This is a genomic window from Bacillus sp. 1A, assembly GCF_052682215.1.
The window spans coordinates 1,079,241-1,097,067 of sequence record NZ_JBQYLZ010000001.1 but is presented as its reverse complement, the minus strand read 5'-3'; the positions used below and the strand labels follow the sequence as shown (position 1 = coordinate 1,097,067).

The 17,827-nt window shown below is 35.7% G+C and carries 20 protein-coding genes; 3 read left to right on the top strand and 17 right to left on the bottom strand.

Going from position 1 to position 17,827, the window contains the following annotated elements; all coding sequences use genetic code 11:
- Positions 1–58: 58 nt before the first annotated feature.
- From ACUN0F_RS05550 to ACUN0F_RS05520, 7 genes are all read right to left on the bottom strand, one after another.
- Positions 59–994, bottom strand: coding sequence for a YybS family protein (locus ACUN0F_RS05550; protein WP_445539234.1), 936 nt, complete (start codon positions 992–994; stop codon positions 59–61).
- Between the two features lie 81 nt (positions 995–1,075).
- A complete protein-coding gene (gene rpsR, locus ACUN0F_RS05545) occupies positions 1,076–1,309 on the bottom strand; it encodes a 30S ribosomal protein S18 (RefSeq protein ID WP_000918874.1) in 234 nt (77 codons plus the stop codon).
- Between the two features lie 44 nt (positions 1,310–1,353).
- Positions 1,354–1,875 (bottom strand): single-stranded DNA-binding protein, encoded by a 522-nt coding sequence (gene ssb, locus ACUN0F_RS05540; RefSeq protein WP_000981963.1) that lies wholly within the window; start codon positions 1,873–1,875, stop codon positions 1,354–1,356.
- A 26-nt stretch (positions 1,876–1,901) separates the two neighbouring features.
- Positions 1,902–2,192, bottom strand: a complete 291-nt coding sequence (gene rpsF / locus ACUN0F_RS05535) for a 30S ribosomal protein S6 (protein WP_001233781.1) — start codon at positions 2,190–2,192, stop codon at positions 1,902–1,904.
- A gap of 191 nt (positions 2,193–2,383) precedes the next feature.
- Complete coding sequence (gene ychF, locus ACUN0F_RS05530) at positions 2,384–3,484, bottom strand: redox-regulated ATPase YchF (RefSeq protein WP_000524660.1); 1,101 nt, start codon at positions 3,482–3,484, stop codon at positions 2,384–2,386.
- 115 nt (positions 3,485–3,599) lie between these two features.
- Positions 3,600–3,797: a DUF951 domain-containing protein gene (locus ACUN0F_RS05525; RefSeq protein ID WP_000436051.1), complete on the bottom strand. Its 198-nt coding sequence runs from the start codon at positions 3,795–3,797 to the stop codon at positions 3,600–3,602.
- Positions 3,798–3,817: 20 nt separating this feature from the next.
- Positions 3,818–4,675 (bottom strand): mechanosensitive ion channel family protein, encoded by an 858-nt coding sequence (locus tag ACUN0F_RS05520; protein WP_000362299.1) that lies wholly within the window; start codon positions 4,673–4,675, stop codon positions 3,818–3,820.
- Positions 4,676–4,935: 260 nt separating this feature from the next.
- On the opposite strand from ACUN0F_RS05520, the gene yyaC reads away from it, so the two are divergent.
- Positions 4,936–5,532, top strand: coding sequence for a spore protease YyaC (gene yyaC, locus ACUN0F_RS05515; RefSeq protein WP_001020737.1), 597 nt, complete (start codon positions 4,936–4,938; stop codon positions 5,530–5,532).
- Positions 5,533–5,552: 20 nt separating this feature from the next.
- On the opposite strand, the gene spo0J is transcribed toward yyaC, so the two are convergent.
- From spo0J to rpmH, 10 genes are all read right to left on the bottom strand, one after another.
- A complete protein-coding gene (gene spo0J, locus ACUN0F_RS05510; protein ID WP_001051814.1) occupies positions 5,553–6,404 on the bottom strand; it encodes a stage 0 sporulation protein Spo0J in 852 nt (283 codons plus the stop codon).
- On the bottom strand, positions 6,397–7,158 hold the full coding sequence (soj, locus tag ACUN0F_RS05505) for a sporulation initiation inhibitor protein Soj (RefSeq protein WP_000516117.1): 762 nt from the start codon (positions 7,156–7,158) through the stop codon (positions 6,397–6,399). Before soj ends, spo0J begins: the two co-directional genes overlap by 8 nt.
- Before the next feature lie 189 nt (positions 7,159–7,347).
- Positions 7,348–8,220: a nucleoid occlusion protein gene (gene noc, locus ACUN0F_RS05500; protein WP_000799025.1), complete on the bottom strand. Its 873-nt coding sequence runs from the start codon at positions 8,218–8,220 to the stop codon at positions 7,348–7,350.
- A 105-nt stretch (positions 8,221–8,325) separates the two neighbouring features.
- The gene (gene rsmG, locus ACUN0F_RS05495) at positions 8,326–9,045 is read right to left on the bottom strand and encodes a 16S rRNA (guanine(527)-N(7))-methyltransferase RsmG (RefSeq protein ID WP_001019619.1); all 720 of its coding nucleotides are present in this window, start codon (positions 9,043–9,045) and stop codon (positions 8,326–8,328) included.
- A 21-nt stretch (positions 9,046–9,066) separates the two neighbouring features.
- Entirely contained in the window at positions 9,067–10,956 is a 1,890-nt protein-coding gene (gene mnmG / locus ACUN0F_RS05490) for a tRNA uridine-5-carboxymethylaminomethyl(34) synthesis enzyme MnmG (RefSeq protein ID WP_000541059.1), read from the bottom strand.
- A gap of 46 nt (positions 10,957–11,002) precedes the next feature.
- Complete coding sequence (gene mnmE / locus ACUN0F_RS05485; RefSeq protein WP_046955457.1) at positions 11,003–12,379, bottom strand: tRNA uridine-5-carboxymethylaminomethyl(34) synthesis GTPase MnmE; 1,377 nt, start codon at positions 12,377–12,379, stop codon at positions 11,003–11,005.
- Positions 12,380–12,605: 226 nt separating this feature from the next.
- A complete protein-coding gene (gene jag, locus ACUN0F_RS05480; protein WP_327972633.1) occupies positions 12,606–13,223 on the bottom strand; it encodes an RNA-binding cell elongation regulator Jag/EloR in 618 nt (205 codons plus the stop codon).
- A complete protein-coding gene (spoIIIJ, locus tag ACUN0F_RS05475) occupies positions 13,220–13,987 on the bottom strand; it encodes a YidC family membrane integrase SpoIIIJ (protein ID WP_000726758.1) in 768 nt (255 codons plus the stop codon). Before spoIIIJ ends, jag begins: the two co-directional genes overlap by 4 nt.
- A gap of 52 nt (positions 13,988–14,039) precedes the next feature.
- Positions 14,040–14,387, bottom strand: a complete 348-nt coding sequence (rnpA, locus tag ACUN0F_RS05470) for a ribonuclease P protein component (protein ID WP_000731505.1) — start codon at positions 14,385–14,387, stop codon at positions 14,040–14,042.
- Positions 14,388–14,463: 76 nt separating this feature from the next.
- Positions 14,464–14,598 (bottom strand): 50S ribosomal protein L34, encoded by a 135-nt coding sequence (rpmH, locus tag ACUN0F_RS05465; protein WP_000831901.1) that lies wholly within the window; start codon positions 14,596–14,598, stop codon positions 14,464–14,466.
- A gap of 565 nt (positions 14,599–15,163) precedes the next feature.
- Between rpmH and dnaA the strand changes: the two genes are divergently transcribed.
- Positions 15,164–16,504: a chromosomal replication initiator protein DnaA gene (dnaA, locus tag ACUN0F_RS05460; protein ID WP_000428027.1), complete on the top strand. Its 1,341-nt coding sequence runs from the start codon at positions 15,164–15,166 to the stop codon at positions 16,502–16,504.
- Between the two features lie 178 nt (positions 16,505–16,682).
- Entirely contained in the window at positions 16,683–17,822 is a 1,140-nt protein-coding gene (dnaN, locus tag ACUN0F_RS05455) for a DNA polymerase III subunit beta (RefSeq protein ID WP_001212890.1), read from the top strand.
- Positions 17,823–17,827: the final 5 nt, after the last annotated feature.

The window sequence follows — 17,827 nt, the reverse complement described above, 5'->3', positions numbered from 1 at the left end:
AAAACTAACTCATCTTCCAGTTAGTTAAACAGATTAAAATAGTATAAGGAATATTACTTTATCCTCCTATTTTAGAACGCAATGAAATCCCTAAATCAATTATACCTAAGATTGTCACAAGAGGAAACAGCATCGGAATAAACATGCAGACAATAAAACTAATAATAGGAATCCCTTTCGTAAAACCTTTGCTATGCGCTATAAAAGCGATAAATGTCAGACCTTGCAGTACTAGTAGTAAAGCAAATATGACATATAGGTTAGAAAATACCATATGTAAATATGATGTCGGTTCTACTTTTATAAAAGTTGAGAGCAAAATAAATATAACGTAATACCAAACAATACTCTTTGGTAATTGTATATCTTTAAATTTAGGCCAAGGTTTAACGTCATGCTTTAGTTTTCTCAAAACACTACCTGATATCATAACTGTAATCCAAGAAAGACATACAGAAGCCATTACAAATATACTCGGGAATATCGTTTGTAATATATCATTCATTTGTGCAAGTAACTCTTTTTGTTCTTTACTAACCGGCATACCGGCAGCACTTGCTATCTTTTCACTTTGCACTACACTTTCATTAAACATATTTTGCATTTGCTTTATGAAATCTATGTTAAAAAACTTTATACTCGCAACATAAATGAGCATAATACCAACTAAGTATGCAAGTGAACCTGTTATCAAAATTTCCAACGGCTTTCTTTGCTGTTTATACATGTATCCTAAAACAATACCCATAATCCCAAACACGACCGTCTTTATTAGACCTATCGGTTGACCTAAAATAACAGCAATTAAAAATGCCGCCGTAAAAATTACAAAGGCGTTAGATAATCTATATCTTATCGTTAGCAATATAAACGGCAATGGCAACGCAAACGTTACAACTGTACCTAAAATTGGAACATACATAGATATAAGCAATAACATTGCATATATCGCTAGCAACGCTGCACCCTCAGTAATAAATTTCGTATTCTTCATCATCTAACCTCTCTTTCAAAAAAAGAAAAGCATAGCAAAATGCACAGTAGAGTCCGACTCTACTGTGCATTTCATACGCTATTATTCACCAACATATGGTAAAAGTGCCATTTGACGAGCACGTTTAATTGCAACTGTAAGTTTGCGTTGGTATTTTGCGCTTGTTCCTGTTACACGACGAGGTAAAATTTTACCACGCTCAGAAACGAAACGTTTTAATAAATCAACATCTTTATAGTCAATGCGAGTGATGCCGTTAGATGTGAAGAAACACACCTTACGACGTTTCGCACGTCCACCTTTGCGTCCTGCCATGTCTATTCCCTCCATTCTTTGTTAAAACTAACTAATTTACTGTATTAGAACGGTAAATCGTCGTCGGAAATGTCGATCGGTTGACCTACATTTGAAAATGGATCGTCATTCTTCGTAAATCCAGAGTTGCCTTGGTTACCTTGGTTACCTGAATTACTAGATTGACCAAATGGGTTAGAGCTTTGGTTACCGAAACCAGCTCCTGATGGTTGCTGATTAAATGAACCACGTTGCTCCCCACCGCCATTACGCGGCTCTAAAAATTGTACGCTTTCCGCAAGAACTTCTGTTACATATACACGTTTACCATCTTGTCCATCGTAATTACGAGTTTGAAGACGTCCATCTACGCCTGCTAAGCTACCTTTTTTCAAATAATTTGCTACGTTTTCTGCTTGTTTACGCCATATTACACAATTAATAAAGTCAGCTTCACGCTCACCTTGTTGATTCGCAAATGCGCGATTCACAGCTAACGTAAAAGTAGCTACTGCAACACCATTGGGCGTGTAACGTAAGTCAGGGTCCTTAGTTAAACGACCAACGAGGATAACACGATTCATCAATCGAACCACTCTCCCTTATATATCAATTATTTTTCTTCTTCTTTAACAACGATATGACGAAGGATGTCTTCGTTGATCTTAGCTAAACGGTCGAATTCGTTAATCGCTTCTGCGTTAGAGTTCACGTTTAAGATCATGTAGAAACCTTCACGTAAGTCGTTGATTTCGTAAGCTAAACGACGCTTACCCCACTCTTTCGTGTTAATGATTTCTGCACCATTGTTTGTTAAAACACCTGCGAAACGTTCAACTAAAGCTTTTTGAGCTTCTTCTTCAACGCCAGGACGAATGATGTACATAATTTCGTACTTTCTCATTACACTTTCACCTCCTTTTGGTCTAAACGGCCCATAATGGGCAAGGAGCAATTAATTTATAGTAATTACTCACGAGTTTAGATTATATCATAGTAAGTTAGATGAATCAACTCACCCATGCATAAAAAACTTGGCAAACACATAATATATTTGCCAAGCTCATATCTTTGTTTTTCCTAGGAAATATTAAATTAAACGTTGAAGCGGAAGTGCATAACGTCTCCGTCTTTTACGATATACTCTTTTCCTTCTAAACGAACTTTACCAGCTTCTTTTGCAGCTGTCATAGAACCGTTTGTCATTAAGTCTTCGTAAGAAACTGTTTCCGCACGAATAAATCCACGCTCAAAGTCTGTATGAATTACGCCAGCACATTGTGGTGCTTTCATACCTTGTTTAAACGTCCATGCACGTACTTCTTGCACACCAGCTGTGAAGTAAGTAGCAAGTCCTAATAAATCATATGCAGCACGAATTAATTGATCTAAACCAGATTCTTCAATGCCTAGTTCTTCAAGGAATACTTTTTTCTCTTCCTCGTCTAGCTCAGCGATTTCTTCTTCGATTTTTGCACATACAACGATTACTTGAGCATTTTCATTTGCAGCAAATTCTTTTACCATTTGTACATATTTATTTTCAGAAGGATCCATAATATCATCTTCACTTACGTTTGCTACGTATAACATTTCTTTCGTTGTAAGTAAATGAAGGCCTTTAACAATCTTCATTTGTTCTTCTGTAAATTCAACAGTACGAGCTGGTTTTCCCTCTTCAAAAGCTTCTTTTAAACGAACTAAAATTTCATGCTCATATACTGCTTCTTTATCTTTTTGTCTCGCTAACTTCGCAACACGCTCGATACGTTTATCAACAGATTCTAAATCCGCTAAGATTAGCTCTAAGTTGATTGTTTCAATATCATCGATTGGATCTACTTTCCCTGAAACGTGTGTAATATTTTCGTCTTCAAAACAACGAACAACTTGGCAAATTGCATCTACTTGGCGAATGTGAGATAAGAATTTATTTCCTAAACCTTCACCTTTACTAGCACCTTTTACGATACCTGCAATATCAGTAAACTCAAATACAGTCGGAACAGTTTTTTTCGGTTCTACTAATTCCGTTAATTTATTTAAACGCTCATCTGGTACTTCTACAATCCCTACGTTTGGATCAATTGTACAGAATGGATAGTTTGCAGATTCTGCTCCTGCTTGTGTAATTGCATTAAATAAAGTTGACTTCCCTACGTTAGGTAATCCAACAATCCCAGCCGTTAATCCCATATTTTTCACTCCTATGTCTCAATCTTTCATCATTATAGATAGTAACGAAAAAAATGACAAGTTTCCTCCAAACGAAAAAAAGTAACAGCTACCCATTGCAACTGTTACTTTCTCTCTATTCTTCGTGCTTCACAAGTATTTTTTTCACCTTACGATCAAATTCTCTTCGAGGAATCATTACTGAATGGTCACATCCCTCGCACTTAATGCGGATATCCATTCCCATACGAATAATCTTCCAGCGATTCTCACCACATGGGTGGGCTTTCTTCATTTCCACAACATCGTACAAGTTATACTGCTTTTGCTCCATTCTCCAAACCCCTCTCCATACTAAATTGCTTTTCCACTCACCATTTCTTCACGATTATATAAAACCATACGTGGATATGGAATTTCAATCCCATGTAAATCTAGACGATTTTTAATTTCTTTACGAAGAGCTCTCGCAACAACCGCATGTTGCATCGGCTCTACTTCCGCAATAACACGTAATATAACTTCTGATGCAGCCAATGTTTGCACACCTAATAACTGAGGCTTTGCTACCATTTGCGTATACTGTGCAGGTAATTCTTCTAATAACTCTTCAATGACTTGCTCCGCTTTCGCTATGTCAGCCTCATACGAAATGGATACATCAACAAATGCTACACTATTACTAACTGAATAGTTCGTAACTTGAATAATACTTCCATTTGGTAAAGTATGAATTTCGCCTGTCCAACTCTTTACTTTTGTTGTACGAAGTCCAATTTCTAGAACGACACCTTCAAACTGACCAATTTTTACATAGTCACCTACTGAAAATTGATCTTCTAGCAAAATAAATAACCCCGTAATAACATCTTTTACTAAACTTTGAGCACCAAATCCGACTGCTAAACCAATTACCCCGGCACCCGCTAATAAACCAGATGCATTAATATTAAACACACCCAAAATCGCAATTAACATAATGAACATAACAACGTATGCCACAATATTTTCAAGTAACTTCGCTACTGTAACTGTACGACGTTCTGAAATTTGAATTGGCGAACGGCTTCCCATACGAAACGCATTTCGTACAATTGCACGCGCAACTCGCACAATAATTGCACCAAGTATTAAAATAACGACTATTTTTAGTGATTTCACACCTATATTCGTCCAATCAATGGACTCAAACCATTTCAACGCTAAATCCATGTACCTCTACCTCTCCAGCTAAAATTTCTTTTTAATCATCCTTCTTATTGTATCAGAAGTCACCCTGATTTCTGAAAAATTTTTATGACTTTAATTGCATTTGTTAACTTCCATGCAGGTATAAAATGGAACGAATATATATATACTAGTACTATTATTTCCGTTTCCACTCAAGTTTTACAGGAAGTACGCACTTATAGTTTTCCATTTTACTCACCATATAACATATTTTGAAAATTTATTAAAAGGATGGATGCTTCATGAATATTGGAAGTTTTCGCTTACCCTTTTTCGAAAAAGAAACTCAAAATGTTATGCACCAAGACGTAGAAGCCTCCGAGACAATTAGTAACTTCTTACTTTCCCATATCCCTATTAAAACGAATATACCGATTATTCTCGTTTGTATCGGAACAGATCGTTCTACAGGCGATGCACTCGGTCCGTTAGTCGGTACGAAACTAGAACAAGCAGGAATTAAAAACTTCCAAGTGTTCGGCACACTAGATGAGCCAGTGCATGCGCTAAATTTAGAAGAAAGAATTCAGAATATACAGAAAGATAATCCTACTTCATTTATAATTGCGGTTGATGCCTGTTTAGGAAAGTCTCAAAACATCGGTTCCATCACTACCGGAATGGGGCCTAGTAAACCTGGAGCTGCGATGAATAAAAAATTACCTGCAGTTGGTGATTTACATATTCATGGCATCGTAAATCTAAATGGTTTTATGGAGTTTTTCGTCCTGCAAAATACAAGATTAAGTTTAGTCATGAAAATGGCTGATGTAATTGCACAAAGTATAAAAGAAACAGACCAAAAATTATCTGTATTAAAAAAAGCAAACCATCTATAAATAATAAGATGGTTTGCTTTTTAGTTTTTCTGCGCTAATAATTCTAAAATACGATTTAAATCTTCTTTATTAAAAAATTCAATTTCGATTTTACCTTTTTCTTTTTTCGTTTCTTTAATTTTCACATCTGTGCCAAACTTTTCTCTTAAGAACGTTTCGCGTTCTACGAAAAATATGTTTCTCTCTTTTTTCACTTGTTTTGTTTCACGTGAAACGCGTTGATTAATCTCCTGAACAATTTTCTCTAATTGACGAACGTTTAATCCTTCTTTTTCGATTCGTTTTAATAAAGATTTCAATTGTTCTTCATCTTTTATAGTAAGCAAAGTTCTCCCATGGGCCATTGAAAGTTGACCATTTGCAATCATATCTTGCACAAAAGAAGGGAGGCTTAATAACCGCGTATAATTTGCAATGTAAGGTCTGCTCTTACCAAGACGTTTTGCTAATTGTTCTTGCGTTACATTTAGCTCATTCATTAACATTTGATATGCCATTGCTTCTTCCATTGGGTTTAAATCTTCTCGTTGTAAGTTTTCAAGCAATGCAAACTCCATCATTTGCTGCTCATTTAATTGTCTTACAACAGCAGGTACCTTTTCGAGCCCTGCCTCTTTGGCAGCACGATATCTTCTTTCACCTGCAACAATTTCATATCCTTTAATACTCTTCCTAGCAATTAACGGTTGCAATATGCCGTGCTCTTTAATAGAGGCCGATAATTCTTGAATTGCCTCTTTATTAAAGTGTTTACGTGGTTGATATGGATTCGGTCTTAATTCAGTTATCACAATCTCCTGAATTGCCTCTTCTTCTTTCACATCTAAATCAGGAAAAAACACATTAATTCCTCTTCCTAATCCTTTAGCCACCTGCAATCACTTCCTCTGCTAAATCTATATATACTTCTGCCCCTCTTGATTTAGCGTCATACTGCATAATTGGTTTCCCATGACTTGGTGCTTCACTTAAACGAACATTACGAGGAATAATCGAACGGTATACTTTATCCCTAAAGTATTTTTTCACTTCATCTATAACCTGAATCCCTAAATTCGTACGGGCATCCAACATCGTTAACAATACACCTTGAATTGCTAGATTTTTATTTAAGTGCTTTTGCACAAGTCGAACTGTATTTAATAGCTGACTTAATCCTTCTAGTGCGTAATATTCGCATTGAACAGGAATAATAACAGAATCTGCTGCGGTTAATGCATTAATCGTTAATAACCCTAAGGACGGGGGACAGTCGATAATAATATAGTCATATTCATCACGAACTGGCTGTAATGCCCTTTGTAAACGTACTTCCCGGGAAATAGTCGGTACCAATTCAATTTCAGCTCCTGCCAATTGAATTGTAGCGGGTAGAACATCTAAGTTTTCAGTTGCGGTTTTACGTATAACCCCTTGAACATCTGCATCTTCCACAAGAACATTGTAAATACATTGATCTAATTCGGATTTTTCAATTCCCACACCAGTCGTTGCATTTCCTTGAGCGTCAATATCTACAAGAAGGACTTTTTTACCTACTTGTGCCAATCCAGCCCCTAAATTAACAGATGTTGTTGTTTTTCCAACGCCACCTTTTTGATTGGCAATAGCAATGATTTTTCCCATGATGTCACCTACTTTCAACCTTTCTATCTTATTCTAGTAACAATTATGTTTATTGTAACATGAAATAAAAGTTTTTCTTTTACGTCCTTATTAAACTTCAAAATTTATTTCTAAACTCCTTCTTCATCTAACAAGAAAATATAGTAAAAGAGACCTATCCAATAGGATAAGGTCTCTAACACGCCATTATTATTTTTTCTTCGGAATTTTAATTGTAATTTGATAGTACTCATCAAATTCTTCTTCCGCAGAATTAACATTTAAACCACTGTCAGCAACCATTTGTAATGACTGCCTAATTGTATTCATGGCAATTCTCGTATCTCGACTTACTGCTTTTTGCTTTGCCTTACGCTTCGGTTTGGCTTCCTCTAGTAATTTCGCAATTCGTTCCTCTGTTTGCTTTACATTCAGTTGTTTCTCCACAATTTCCTGTAAAACCTTCAGTTGTAATTCCTCATTCTTTAAAGGAATGAGAGCGCGGGCATGACGTTCTGTAATACTTTTTTCTAATAACGCACGTTTTATTTCTTCAGGCAACTTTAACAATCGCAACTTATTTGCGATTGTGGATTGTCCTTTTCCAAGTCGTTGTGCCAATGCTTCTTGTGTTAAATTATGTAACTCAATTAGCTTTTGATATGCTACAGCTTCCTCGATTGCTGTTAGTTCCTCACGTTGCAAGTTTTCAATTAAAGCTACAGAAGCTGTCTCTGTATCATTTAAGTTCTTTATAATTGCAGGAACCTTTTCCCATCCTAACTTTGTTGCCGCACGGAAACGCCTTTCTCCAGCGATAATCTCGTACTTGTCATCCTCATATTGCCTCACAACAATCGGCTGAATCAGCCCATGTGTACGAATCGTTAGTGCTAGCTCTTCAATTCGTGCATCATCAAAAACTGTTCGTGGTTGATAACGGTTAGGGGTAATATTTACTATCGGAATTTCTTGTATTTCTTCATATACCTTTTTATCTATTTCTTCATGGCTTTCGTCTTGTAATTCGAATTCGCTCTCTTTATCTCCAAAGCCAAATAAACGAGAAAACGTATTTTTCATACATATTCCACCACCTTTTAGGCCTATTGACTATTCTCCATAAAATGTTTCCTATGAAACATTTACGTTTTCATTTATATAATTTAATCTTACGTCTAATAAGATTTATTTTTCAATAGGTAATTTATTGGGTGTTCCCGGTTTGCGTGGATATTTCTTTGGTGTCTTGCGCTTTTTCTCGATTAATAAAATATTACGTTCACTTTCTTCAAACGGTAATTGGAACGTAGACATTTCTTTTAAATTCCCGCCTAGCACCTCTAAAGCATACTTGCCATTTTCAATTTCTTCGTTTGCTGCGGCACCTTTCATTGCAATGAATGTTCCCCCAACTTTTACAAGTGGTAAACATAGCTCACTCAATACCGAAAGACGCGCAACTGCACGTGCCATTACAATATCGTACGATTCACGTACACCTTCTTTTTTCCCAAATGTTTCCGCACGATCGTGACAAAACGCAACGTCACCTAATTCCAACTTTTGTGCTAAATGATTTAAGAAGTTAATACGTTTTTGCAATGAGTCTACAATTGTTACTTTTAAGTGCGGGAAACAGATTTTCAAAGGAATACTTGGGAATCCAGCTCCTGCGCCAACATCACAAATTGAGAATGGTTCTGAAAAATCATAATAAAAAGCAGCTGTAATGGAATCAAAAAAGTGTTTTAAATATACTTCCTCTTTCTCCGTAATAGCCGTTAAGTTCATTTTTTCATTCCACTCTACTAATGTTTCAAAGTAGATTTCGAACTGCTCTAACTGTCTAGAAGAGAGGGTGATACCCTTCTCTTCTAGCATAGATTGAAATTGTTCTATGTTCATCTAACAATATCTCCTTACTATTTATTGGTTCGATACTCGCGCAATTTTTCCTTGTTCAATATACACAAGTAAAATAGAAACATCCGCTGGATTCACGCCAGAAATACGTGAAGCCTGCCCCATTGAAAGTGGACGAACATCTTTCAATTTCTGTCTCGCTTCTGAGGCAAGGCTAGAAATCGCATCATAATCAATATCCACAGGGATTTTTTTGTTTTCCATTTTCTTCATACGCTCTACTTGCTGTAAGGATTTTTCGATATATCCTTCGTACTTAATCTGAATTTCAACTTGTTCTGTAATTTCATCACTTAATTCTACTTCACTTGGTACTAAAAGATGAATATGTTCATATGTCATCTCTGGACGACGTAATAAGTCACTTGCACGTATTCCATCTTTCAATTCACTTCCGCCAATACTACGAATTAATTCTTGAACTTCAGGACGTGGTTTAATAATAATGCTGCTTAAACGTTCCTTTTCCTGTTCAATTTTTAATTTTTTATTTGTAAATCGCTCATAGCGCTCTTCTTTAATTAATCCAATTTCACGACCAACTTCAGTTAAACGAAGATCAGCATTATCGTGGCGTAATAATAGGCGATATTCTGCACGAGATGTTAATAATCGATATGGTTCATTTGTACCTTTCGTTACAAGATCATCAATTAAGACACCAATATAAGCATCCGCGCGACCTAAAATAACTTCTTTTTTACCTAAAGAACGACATGCTGCATTAATCCCAGCCATAAGCCCTTGTCCTGCCGCCTCTTCGTAACCAGAAGTTCCGTTAATTTGTCCTGCTGTATATAAATTCTTAATTTTTTTCGTTTCAAGTGTTGGCCATAGTTGTGTTGGCACAATTGCATCATATTCAATTGCATAACCTGTACGCATCATTTCAACGTTTTCTAGGCCAGGTATTGTTCTAAGCATATCACGTTGTACATCTTCTGGTAAGCTTGTGGATAAACCTTGTACATACACTTCTTGTGTATTACGTCCTTCTGGCTCTAAGAAAATTTGATGACGTGGTTTATCATTAAATCTTACTACTTTGTCTTCAATTGAAGGACAATATCTAGGTCCTGTTCCCTTAATCATACCAGAATACATAGCTGAGCGATGTAGGTTTTCATCTATTAAACGATGTGTTTCCGTACTTGTATACGTCAACCAACATGGAATTTGATCCATAATAAATTTTGTCGTTTCAAAAGAGAAAGCTCGTGGTTTATCATCACCTGGCTGAATTTCTGTTTTACTGTAATCAATCGTATTACTATTTACACGCGGAGGTGTACCTGTTTTAAATCTAACAAGATCAAATCCAAGCTCCTCTAAATGTTCGGATAAAGTAATAGATGGTTGTTGATTATTCGGACCGCTCGAATATTTTAAATCCCCCATAATAATCTCACCGCGTAAAAATGTTCCCGTCGTAATTACAACTGTTTTGGCTGTATATTCAGCACCAGCTTGCGTAACTACGCCTTTACATTCGCCATCTTCAACGATTAAACGCTCAACCATTCCTTGGAACAACGTTAAATTTGGTGTTTCTTCAATTGTTTTCTTTAATTCATGCTGGTAAGAGAACTTATCTGCTTGTGCGCGAAGCGCGCGTACAGCTGGTCCTTTACCTGTATTTAACATACGCATTTGAATATATGTTTTATCAATGTTGCGTCCCATTTCTCCGCCTAATGCATCAATTTCCCGAACAACAATCCCTTTTGCTGGTCCACCAACAGAAGGGTTACATGGCATAAACGCCACCATATCTAAATTAATTGTTAACATTAATGTTTTGGAGCCCATTCGTGCTGCCGCAAGACCAGCTTCACATCCTGCATGACCTGCACCGATTACTATGACATCGTATGAACCGGCATTGTATCCCATTGTTTATTCCTCCTAAAAATCTCTATCTTTCTAAAACATCGCTATATTATTTTCCTAAACAAAATTGAGAGAACAACTGGTCAATTAGGCTTTCATGGACGGTATCACCAGTAATTTCACCAAGTATTTCCCACGTTCTTGTTAAATCAATTTGCACCATATCAATTGGAACACCATTTTCTATTGCCTCAATTGCATCTCCAATTGTTTTTCCTGCTTGTGTTAATAATCCAATATGTCTCGCGTTAGAAACATATGTCACATCTGCAGAATCAATTGTTCCTTCAAAGAATAAATCAGCTATTGCCTTTTCAAGCTCATCTATTCCTTGTTCCTCAATTAACGATGTTGTAATAATACGATTTCCCGCTGCCAATTCTGTAACACGTTCCATATCGATTACTTGCGATAAATCTGTCTTATTTACAATAACAATGAAATCTTTTCCTTGTACGGCACGGAATAGATCTTCATCCTCATGCGTTAAAGCCTCGCTATAATTAACGACAACTAACACTAAATCAGCTTGGCTCATCATTTCTTTTGAACGCTCTACACCAATTCGTTCAACAACATCTTCTGTTTCACGAATCCCGGCTGTATCTATAAGTTTAAGTGGTACACCACGCACATTAACGTACTCTTCAATAACATCACGAGTTGTTCCTGCAATATCAGTTACAATTGCCTTTTTCTCCTGAACAAGACTATTTAATAGCGATGACTTCCCAACGTTAGGTCTACCGATGATTGCAGTAGCAATACCTTCACGTAAAATCTTTCCTTGCTTCGATGTTTCTAATATTTTTGCAATTTCCGTACGAACATGTGTAGCTTTCTCAATTAAAATATTATGTGTCATTTCTTCCACATCATCATATTCCGGGTAATCTATGTTTACCTCAACATGAGCCAACGTTTCTAATATGTCCTGACGCAGACGGCCGATTAATTTAGATAATCGTCCTTCCATTTGATTAATCGCTACGTTCATTGCACGATCTGTTTTTGCACGGATTAAGTCCATAACAGCTTCTGCTTGTGATAAATCAATACGTCCATTTAAAAAAGCACGTTTTGTAAATTCACCAGGCTCCGCTAATCGTACTCCTTGCGCTAAAATAAGCTGCAATACTTTATTTACCGAAACAAGTCCGCCGTGACAGTTAATTTCCACTATATTTTCACGTGTAAAAGTCCTTGGTGCACGCAGAATAGATACCATCACTTCTTCAATAACCTGATTTGTATCTACATCGACAATATGACCATAATGAATCGTGTGAGAAGGAACCTCTGTTAAATCCTTCCCTTTAAAAATACGATTAACTTTTTCAACCGCATCATCCCCACTTACTCGAACAATGGCAATTGCACCCTCTCCAAGCGCTGTGGAAATCGCGGCAATTGTATCAAATTCCATGTCCTTTCACCTCATTTGCTTATTTATCTCTATTTCAACATGATTATTTTCTTCACTAAATTATTAGAATACCATAACGAACCTATCTACAAAAGAATAATAACTCATTTTATTATGTCCTCATGTAAAAAACACTAAACTTATTCACAGTGGATAAGTTTAGTGTTTTTTAGTTATCCACACCTATTTTCCCCTCAAAAAAACCGGCACTCAATTGAGTAACCGGTCACTTGGAAGATATTACAACATGTCGATGTGGTTCTTTTCCTTCAGAAGTTGTAATGATATTTTGATGATTAGATAATGCTTGGTGGATAATCTTTCGTTCAAAAGATGGCATAGGCTCCAACACAACTCTTTTTTTCGTACGTACTACTTGTTTTGCTAATCGATAAGAAAGTGCTTCTAATGTACCTTTTCTTTTACTACGATAATTTTCAGCATCTAGTGTGATGCCAATATACTGCTTCGTACTACGATTCGCCACAAGTTTTGTTAAATACTGCAAAGAATTCAAGGTGTTTCCTCTTTTCCCAATCAAAACACCTATGTTTTCGCCAGAAATTGTAAATTCAACCTCGCGTCCTTTTACAATTTTACTAATCTCAGCTTCCACACCCATATCATGAATAATATTTTTTAAATATTCTTCACATTCTTGAATCGGATCTTTCTTCAATACAACTTCTACTACTGCAGGTCGATTCCCAAATAAACCTAGGAACCCTCTTTTACCCTCATCGATAATATTTATATCTACACGGTCTTTTAGAACATTTAGTTGCCTTAAAGCATCTTGTACTGCCAGCTCGACTGTTTGTCCTTTAGCAGTAATTACACTCACTTGCTTGATCCTTCTGCCTTACTAGCCTTAATTTCTGGCCCCTTGATCAAGTACATTTGAGCGATACCAAAGATATTACCAACAACCCAGTAAAGTGATAATGCAGCTGGGAAGTTAATTGCAAAGACTAAAATCATAATTGGCATAAGCCAAATCATCATTGCCATTTGCGGATTTTGACCAGCTGTTCCTGCCATTGCAAGCTTTTGCTGAATAAATGTCGTAATTGCCGCAACAACCGGTAAGATATAGTACGGATCTGCCTGCCCTAAATCGAACCATAAAAATGTATGCTTACTAATTTCTGCTGTTCTCATAATCGCATGGTAAAACGCGAATAAAATAGGCATCTGAATGAATATTGGTAAACATCCTGCTAATGGGTTTACACCATTTTTTTGATATAACTGCATCATTTCTTGTTGTAGTTTTTGCTGTGTTGCTTGATCTTTAGAACTATATTTCTCTTTTAACTTAACCATTTCTGGTTGTAACGCCTGCATTGCTTTCGTACTCTTCGTTTGTTTAATCATTAATGGTAATAATGCAAAACGAATGATAAGAGTTGTAACAACGATTGCTAAACCGTAATTACTACCAAATAAGTTGGCAAAATACGTAATTAACTGAGAAAGCGGATATACGAAATATTCATTCCAAATTCCAGTACTTTTCGGTGTAATCGGCTGATTCACTTCACTACAGCCAGTAGCAATTGCCATTAATGCAATAACCATGGCTAGTAAACCTATTTTCTTTTTCAAAGCCTGCTCCTCCTTGTTTCGGTATGTATATAGTGTAATTCATTTCCTTACGCTACTTTTTTATTCTTTTCATACCAGAGCGTTTAAAGACATGAATTAAGCTTTTCTTTAATTCTTCATATGTCATCTCTGCACAAGGCTTCCTTGCTATTATAACAAAATCTTTTCCAGAATCTATCTCATCTTTTAATTCTGTGATCGACTGGCGAATCATACGTTTAATTCGGTTACGCACTACTGCATTTCCTATTTTCTTGCTGACAGAAAGGCCAATACGAAAGTTTGGCTGCTCTCCCTTATCTAGTTGATAGACAACAAGCTGACGGTTAGCATTCGATTTTCCTTTTTGAAAAACCGTCTGGAATTCATCATTCTTTTTTATACGATATTTTTTCTTCATATCAATTGACACTCCTGTAGTTCATCAGTGGAAATTCACTATTATTAGAAAAAAAGACCACTGAACGATCAGTGGTCTACGCAGATAATACTTTTCTTCCTTTACGACGACGAGCTGCTAGCACTTTACGTCCGTTCGCTGTGCTCATACGGCTGCGGAAACCATGTACTTTGCTGCGCTTACGTTTATTTGGTTGGTAAGTTCTTTTCATTATATGACACCTCCCTGAGGAATATCTGTTAAAGACAGTCCTATAAATTATAGTTAATCAACTAGGAAAATGTCAATGGTTCTCGAAATTTTCATCAAATATTCATTTTGAACCTATTCACATACTTTTTCACAGACCCTATATTTCCTTGTGGATAAATGTTTTTTCTTGGTTTTTATATCCACAAACCCTTTTCGTACTTTTACACAGTATATCGTGTTGTGGACAAGTTTATTCCACAAGGTATTGATTTTGTGGATAACTTTCTTAAATTCATTGCTATAGCTACTTTTTTTTGATATTATAGTTGTGTTTTCACTTTGAATAAGTTTTCCACACCTTTATCTTATCCACAATTTGTGTATAACATGTGGACAGTTTTAATCACATGTGGGTAAATGCTTATCCACATTTGCTTTTTTTGTCGAAAACCCTATCTCATATACAAACGACGTTTTTAGGTTTTAAAATACGTTTCGTATAAATATACATTTTATATTTATTTAGGTTGTACATTTGTTGCGCAACCTTATTCTTTTACCATCTTAGTAAAGGAGGGACACCTTTGGAAAACATCTCTGATTTATGGAACAGCGCCTTAAAAGAACTAGAAAAAAAGGTCAGTAAACCAAGTTATGAAACATGGTTAAAATCAACAACCGCACATAATTTAAAGAAAGACGTGTTAACAATTACAGCTCCAAATGAATTCGCTCGTGATTGGTTAGAATCTCATTATTCAGAGCTAATTTCGGAAACACTTTATGATTTAACGGGGGCAAAATTAGCTATTCGCTTTATTATTCCCCAAAGTCAAGCTGAAGAGGAGATTGATCTTCCTCCTTCTAAACCAAATTCAGCACAAGATGATTCTAATCATTTACCACAGAGTATGCTAAATCCAAAATATACGTTTGATACATTTGTTATTGGCTCTGGTAACCGTTTTGCTCACGCTGCTTCATTGGCCGTAGCCGAAGCGCCAGCTAAAGCATATAATCCACTCTTTATTTACGGGGGAGTTGGACTCGGAAAGACCCATTTAATGCATGCAATTGGTCATTATGTAATTGAACATAACCCAAACGCAAAGGTTGTATATTTATCATCAGAAAAATTTACAAATGAATTCATTAATTCTATTCGTGATAATAAAGCGGTCGATTTTCGTAATAAATACCGTAATGTAGATGTTTTATTGATAGATGATATTCAATTTCTAGCAGGAAAAGAACAAACTCAAGAAGAGTTTTTCCATACATTCAATGCATTACACGAAGAAAGTAAACAAATTGTAATTTCAAGTGATCGGCCACCAAAAGAAATTCCAACTTTAGAAGATCGTCTTCGTTCTCGCTTTGAATGGGGACTCATTACGGATATTACGCCACCAGATTTAGAAACACGAATTGCAATTTTACGTAAAAAAGCAAAGGCTGAAGGACTCGATATACCAAATGAGGTTATGCTTTATATTGCAAATCAAATTGATTCAAACATTCGTGAACTAGAAGGTGCACTTATCCGAGTTGTAGCTTATTCATCTTTAATTAACAAAGATATTAATGCTGATTTAGCAGCTGAAGCACTTAAAAATATTATTCCAAATTCTAAACCAAAAATTATCTCCATTTATGATATTCAAAAGGCTGTCGGGGACGTTTATCAAATAAAACTGGAAGATTTCAAGGCGAAAAAGCGAACAAAATCAGTTGCCTTCCCTCGCCAAATTGCAATGTATTTATCACGCGAACTTACAGATTACTCCTTACCTAAAATCGGTGAAGAATTTGGTGGACGTGATCATACAACAGTTATCCATGCTCATGAAAAAATTTCTAAGCTGCTTAAAACGGATACGCAATTACAAAAACAAGTTGAAGAAATTAACGATATTTTAAAGTAGTAGCTGAATAGTGTGAATAACTTCCCTTGTTTTACGCACAGTCTATCCACATGTAGATAGACTGTTTTTACATCGTTTAACGGGGTTATCCACATATCCACAGGTCCTATTACTATTACTACTATTTTTTATCTTTATTAATTAAATAAAATATTATACTTACCGGAGGTTTTTCTTTATGCGTTTTACAATACAAAAAGACTATCTTGTAAGAAGTGTACAAGATGTAATGAAGGCTGTTTCTTCTCGTACAACAATTCCGATCCTTACAGGAATTAAAGTTGTCGCTACGGAAGAAGGAGTTACGTTAACAGGAAGCGATGCTGATATTTCTATTGAATCTTTTATCCCAGTTGAAGACAATGGAAAAGAGATCGTAGAAGTAGCACAATCAGGAAGTATTATTTTACAAGCAAAATATTTTAGTGAGATTGTAAAAAAATTACCTAAAGAGACTGTCGAAATTTCTGTGGAAAATCATTTTATGACAAAAATAATTTCTGGAAAATCAGAGTTTAATTTAAATGGTTTAGATTCTGCTGAATATCCATTGTTACCACAAATTGAAGAACACCATGTTTTTAAGATTCCAACAGATTTACTGAAACATATGATCAGACAAACTGTATTTGCAGTTTCCACTTCTGAAACAAGACCGATCTTGACAGGTGTAAACTGGAAAGTATATAACAGCGAATTAACTTGCATTGCTACAGATAGTCACAGGTTAGCTCTTCGAAAAGCAAAAATCGAAGGAATCGCAGATGAATTTCAAGCGAGTGTTGTTATTCCAGGTAAAAGCTTAAATGAATTAAGCAAAATTCTAGATGAGTCTGAAGAAATGGTAGATATCGTTATTACGGAGTATCAAGTATTATTCCGTACAAAGCATTTATTATTCTTCTCAAGATTGTTAGAAGGTAATTATCCGGATACAACTCGTTTAATTCCAGCCGAAAGTAAAACAGATATTTTTGTAAATACAAAAGAATTTTTACAAGCAATTGATCGTGCATCTTTATTAGCAAGGGATGGTCGTAATAATGTTGTAAAATTATCAACTTTAGAACAGGAAATGCTAGAAATTTCTTCGAATTCACCAGAAATTGGGAAAGTAGTAGAAGAAGTTCAATGTGAAAAAGTGGATGGGGAAGAGTTAAAAATATCTTTTAGTGCAAAATATATGATGGATGCACTAAAAGCTTTAGATAGTACTGAAATTAAAATTAGCTTTACTGGTGCGATGAGACCATTCTTAATTCGTACAGTAAATGATGAGTCCATTATTCAATTAATTTTACCGGTTCGTACTTACTAAGTAAG